This window comes from Limnofasciculus baicalensis BBK-W-15 (assembly GCF_024178385.1).
Taxonomy (GTDB): domain Bacteria; phylum Cyanobacteriota; class Cyanobacteriia; order Cyanobacteriales; family Coleofasciculaceae; genus Limnofasciculus; species Limnofasciculus baicalensis.
This window is the reverse complement of record NZ_JAMZMM010000118.1, coordinates 10,501-16,293: the sequence shown is the minus strand read 5'-3', so window position 1 is coordinate 16,293 and position 5,793 is coordinate 10,501. Positions and strand designations below refer to the sequence as shown.

The window sequence follows — 5,793 nt, the reverse complement described above, 5'->3', positions numbered from 1 at the left end:
ATAATATAATTGTCCGTTACTCACAGTTACCCCGGATCTCACCCCTGCTTCCTCACCCGTTCCCAAAAAATAATCTACCCTTCCAGCACCTTTAATTGCGCCTCCGGTATCTTGATCTAGAACATAGCGGCTGATGGTTCGATGTTCGATTTGTCCTGTGGTATTGACAAAGGGAAAGCCTGCATGTATTAGTGCTAAAGCGCCTGGTGGCATCAGGGATTTGTCGGTGGCGATGGAACGTTCAGCGGTGACGGGGACGTTGATGCTACCCATGGCGGGATTCCCATGGCTTTCTTTGAAAAAGACGAAACTGCGATCGCGGGGAATATATATATTTAATTCTGCGGGATGTTTGTGGAAATAATCCAAAATAATTGGCATGGTCATCCCTTCTAAGGGTAATTTACCATCGTCTGCGAGGGCACGTCCAATGCTGCTATAGGAATAGGCAGTATTGCCGTCGTAGTTGACTGAGGTTTGGGTGCCATCAGGAAGCACAAGTCTGGCTGAACCTTGGATATGAATAGTGTAGGCTTCTATGCGATCGCGTAACCAAAATAATTCTAATCCTCGCAACTTGCCTTTTGACCCTTGTAATCCATCCTCTCCTTCTAATTCTCTCCGATCTGGGTGCGGTTTCGACCAAGAGGATAAATTTGGGGGACGGCGATAGAGGGGATACCGATATTCTGAAGTTTGGACGCGAGATGCAGGGTAAATTGGTTCGTAATAAGCAGTAAATAAAACTGTTCCCTCTCCATCTTTTCCTACTGATTGATAAAATATAAATTCTCGTTTTACTGCCGCTTCTAATTCGGCTGGGGAACGGGAAGATAGTAACAATTTACGGAATCTACTCAGGGAGCGAAAAACGCGATCGCGAGTAATGCCAGGAATTGGATAGTTTTGATATGCTGTTGCGGCTCCCTCTGTTTGTAGATAACGGATACTATAATCAATTGATGTTAAAAGTGCTTGTTTGTTGTTGGTTGTTAGTTTTTGGTTGTTGGTTAAATTATTGCCACCTTCTGATTGAGCGATATCTGCCCACAACCCGTCGTCTATGCCTAAATTCTGTAACCCGCACTGGGGAAATGATACAGCAGTTTGAACTTTAAACAGCGTATTTTCGCGATCGCTAGCCGATGGATCTTTGGTGAAAGGGTTTGCTGTTGTCGAGAGTAAGTGACAAGCAATTGCTGAGATTTGTGCGCTAATTCCTGAGTTTGCTCTTGTTGGTGTTCCGGGTTCATTCGCCCGGATTGGCGATTGAACTAGATTATACAGAAAGACTTGACTGGCTAGTCCTAAGCTAAATGCGATCGCGGTAATTTTATTGTTCATTGAAATAGCTATCCATCTAATTTATCCCTTCAACCATACCTACAGAGACTTAATATTTACGTTATAAATCAGATTTTAGCTCGCTAATACCTTATCCGTAATATTAAGTCCCGGCGACAACACCCCTAAAGATTTGCTACTTGAAGTACTCCCATTTAGTTAAAATCGGTGAGTTACCGATCCTAAAATCTGCTTCAGGTGTTTGGGAACTGAGTTAAAATTAATCTAGAATTGATCTTGACAATAGTAAGATTAGGGTGTACTCGATGCCGACTCTAAAAGCCTCTCGGCTGGGAATAGTCCGAATTAAACAAGCGAGAAATCAACGGGGATGGGGTTGGAGTATTGATGACGACGACACCTGCTTGGTTAAAGCTAGTCAGGCGATCGAGCCTGAGATAATTTGGTATTCAGGAGGTCCTTATGCAAAAGGGATCTCAGAAGGAACATGGAAACGGTTTTTAGCTGGAAGACAACCGATTAGTGCTACTGCATTCAAAGCATACTGCCAAGTTTTAGAACTAAACTGGGAAGAAATAGTAGATCGCCGCAGCGAAGGGAGTGTCAATACCCGTCAAGATTGGGGAGAAGCCATTGATACCTCAATCTTTTATGGTCGTACTGTTGAATTGGAACAGTTAGAAGAATGGCTCGTCATACAACATACTCGTCTAGTCGCACTTTTAGGGATGGGGGGGATTGGCAAGACAGCGCTGGCGGTGAAGCTGGCAGAACAGATTCAGCAATCTTTTGACTGTCTGATTTGGCGAACCCTCCGTCATGGACCACCAGTCTCAGATATCTTAGCCGATCTGATTGAATTTTTGTCAGATGGTCAGGTGGCAGAGTTACCTGGAACAATAAACGGTCAAGTTTCCATCCTAATGGATCAATTACAGCAAAAACGCTGTTTGCTCCTGTTGGATGATTTCGAGACGGTGTTGCGTCGTGGTGAGTTGGCTGGGAATTATAAAGAAGGCTATCAGGGTTATGGGGAGTTAATTAGACGAGTGGGAGAAGAACGTCATCAAAGTTGTTTGGTTGTCATCGGTAGAGAGAAACCGATAGAAATTTCTTCCTTAGCTGGGGCTACTCTACCAGTTAGAGACTTAAAATTGAAGGGTTTGGGGTTAGAGGATGCCAAACAGCTTTTAGCCACGAAAGGATTTACTCATGTAAAGCGAGGGGTGGAAGATCTAATTCAGCTTTATCGCGGTAATCCTTTAGCTTTAAAACTGATGGCGACTACTATTCAAGAAATATTTGATGGAAATATATCGGAATTTCTCGATCAAAGTACTTTAATTATTGGCGATATTTTACCTGGCATTTTAGATCAGCAGTTTGAGAGATTTTCAGATTTAGAAAAGGAAATTGTCTATTATCTAGCTATCGAAAATCAGCCGATTTCTCTGTCTGAATTGCGGTTAAACATGCGGTTCTCTGTCTCATCAGTATCTGAATTATTAGCAGCACTGGAATCACTCAAACGACGCTCTTTACTAGAAAAAGAACCAAGCAGTAAAGGTAATGAAGCGGTTTTTACGATTGAGCCTGTGATCGTTAAGTATGTAACAAATCAGTTCATAGAACAAGTCTGTAAAGATATTTGGACAGCTTGCCAGACTCGCTTAACTTCTAAAATTGGATTGTTAAGAAGCCATGCTTTAGTCAATAAGCATGACGGAGACGAAGTGAAAGTCCTTCAAAGTCGCTTGCTACTCAAACGGATTCTCGAAAGGTTATATATGAACGTAAAAGGTACAAATAGTCTGGAAACACAACTCAAAGATCTTCTCTCCATTCTAGAAGAAGATTCACCACAAGCTGTCGGCTATGGGTCAGCTAACATTTCCAATCTACTTGCTACGAGCGCTGGTAAAGTAAATCTACACTGAAATCTTAGTCTATCCGATTCCCCTAAACTCTTAATAAAAATATGATTACTAATACGATAATGATTGAGCCAAATCAGCTACTTCAAAACCGCTATTTAGTTTTAAAAAAACTTGGCAAGGGGGGGTTTGCTCAAACCTTTGAAGTAGACGATCGTGGGATACGGAAAGTACTAAAAGTTTTGACTTTGGGTCGTTTTTCCCAGCAAGAATCAAAACAAAAAGCCGTCGATCTATTTCAGCGAGAAGCAGCCGTATTGAGTAGGCTCAATCATCCAGGTATTCCTAAAGTAGAACCAGACGGATATTTTGTCGTACCTCAAGAAACAGATGAATCCCTCCACTGCTTGGTGATGGAAAAAATTGATGGGGTAACTTTGAAAGAATGGCGGACAGAAAACCGCAATTATATCCTCACTCAAGAACAAGCAATATCTTGGTTGAAACAACTTGTGGAAATATTAGAACAACTGCACCGACAAGATCTAATCCACCGAGATATTAAACCATCGAATATAATGATTAGACCAGATGGACAACTTGTCTTGATTGATTTTGGCGCGGTTAGGGAAATCACAGCTACTTACTTGCAAAGACAACGGGATAATATCACAGGTACGGTAATTATTTCAACAGGATATACGCCGCCAGAACAAATGGAGGGACATGCAGTACCGCAATCTGATTTCTTTGCACTGGGAAGAACATTCGTCTATTTACTCACAGGAAAATCCCCAACAGATTTTGATAGAAACCCCCGGACTGGTAAATTACAATGGCGAGAAAGTTCAACTCCAATTTCGCGGGAATTTTGCGATTTAATCGAGTATATGATGGCAACTTTTCAAGGTCAACGGCCACAGAAACCTCAAATGATTTTAAAGTGTATTGAAGATATTGTCTCGCCAAAGCCGCCCCTACCACCACCGCCGCCAATTCCCCAAATGCAGCACGGGCTAAATCAAAATAAACCAAGATCGATTCTTGGTATTATTTTTAGATTTCTGCAAACTAAAAACCCTGTCGTTCCTTGGGAAAAGGTAAAATTGCGCCGTACCCTGACTGGACATAAGGATATTATTGAATCGATTGCGATCTCGTCCGATGGTGAAACAATAGTCAGTGGTAGTTACGATGGCACGATCAAACTCTGGTCACTCCGGACTGGAGAACTGCAAAATACTCTCAAAGGACATAATAATCGGATCACTTGTATTGCGATTAGTCCAGATGGTCAAACGATTGCCAGTGGTAGTTACGATCAAAGCATTAAATTATGGTCTCTATCCACTGGGAAATTTCTCCAGACTCTTGAAGATAGACCTGATAGAGTTAGGGATATTGCTTTTAGTCCTAACGGTCAGGTTTTGCTCAGTATTGGTGAGTGGGAAATCAAACTTTGGGCGGTACGGACAGGGAGATTACTCAGGATTTTAGCAGGAAATTCCCAAGCGGCAAGGTTAGTTGCCTTCAGTCCCGATAGTAATACATGTGCTATTGGTAGTTTGAATGGTACTTTAGAGCTTTGGCATCCTAATATCGGGAGACAGTTGCGTACCTTTGCTAATCGGATGTGCGGGATTGGCGCGATCGCATTTAGCCCAGATGGTCAGATACTTGCTAGTGGTAGTGGTAATACTATTGACTTTTGGCAGCCGCAGACTGGTAAGCTCCTTAACAGTTTTTCGATTGATTCCGACAGTATTTCTTCCCTCGCCTTTAGTCCAGATGGCAAGATTCTTGCCAGTGCTAGCGGTACAATTGTCGAGATGTGGAATGTTGAAACTCACAAACGTTTAAGCAAGCTTTCCGGTCATGCCAAACCAGTTTATTCTCTAGCTTTTAATCCAGACGGAGATATTTTGGTGAGTGGCGCTAGTGACCAAACTCTCAAGATTTGGCAGTGGGTATGATCTGATAACTTGGCAAGGAGATGTTTACTATATATTAATTTTTATTAACCCAATCCCCCAAAAATTGATTACGGCATAGAATAGTGCTATAAGTCAAATGTGTCCGAGCCTGAATTTGGAGGAGTTGGTCATGGGTCTTCGTCGCAGCATTAACAGAAAAAGGTCACAGCAAAAACCATCTCCCCCAAACCCAGAGATATTGCAGACGCGCCCCTTCAGTAACGGGAAACTGGCAAGAAAATCAAGATTGCCCACCACAGCAGAGACATTGCAGCCACGTCCGTTTGCACCCCGTCAGCCCAAACCAGCCCCTTCTCAGGAGAGGTCAGATATCCAAGCTCAATTGGAGGCCGGAGAAAAGTTTGGCTACAATGCTGCAAGTATTCCCTCATTTGCACCTTCAGAAGCATCACCGATTCAGGCAAAACTAACGATTGGGGAACCTGGCGATCCCTACGAGCAGGAAGCAGATCAAGTAGCGGCGCAGGTGGTAAGTCAGATTAATTCGCCACAGACTCAGGAGTCAGCGCCCTCTGGGACAGTCCAGCGCGAGGATATGGTCAAAGAGGATGAGGAACCCGTTCAAACAAAATTAGAAATTAGTGCGATTCAACGGGATGAAATGCCGCCAGAAGAAGAAG

Annotated in this window: 3 protein-coding genes and 1 pseudogene; 3 read left to right on the top strand and 1 reads right to left on the bottom strand. The window is 43.0% G+C overall.

All coding sequences use genetic code 11. The features are described 5' to 3' along the window. Positions 1–1,344, bottom strand: a 1,344-nt coding sequence (gene mltA / locus NJ959_RS13415) for a murein transglycosylase A (protein WP_254012258.1), incomplete at its 3' end; no start/stop codon positions are given. Positions 1,345–1,610: 266 nt separating this feature from the next. On the opposite strand from mltA, the gene NJ959_RS13410 reads away from it, so the two are divergent. From NJ959_RS13410 to NJ959_RS13400, 3 genes and pseudogenes are all read left to right on the top strand, one after another. Further along, positions 1,611–3,242 carry an NB-ARC domain-containing protein gene (locus tag NJ959_RS13410; RefSeq protein ID WP_254012257.1) on the top strand — a complete coding sequence of 544 codons (1,632 nt, stop codon included), beginning with the start codon at positions 1,611–1,613 and terminating at the stop codon, positions 3,240–3,242. A 41-nt stretch (positions 3,243–3,283) separates the two neighbouring features. Next, positions 3,284–5,152 carry a serine/threonine-protein kinase gene (locus tag NJ959_RS13405; protein WP_254012256.1) on the top strand — a complete coding sequence of 623 codons (1,869 nt, stop codon included), beginning with the start codon at positions 3,284–3,286 and terminating at the stop codon, positions 5,150–5,152. Between the two features lie 130 nt (positions 5,153–5,282). Next, a pseudogene (locus NJ959_RS13400) lies at positions 5,283–5,793 on the top strand (hypothetical protein); the annotation flags it as partial.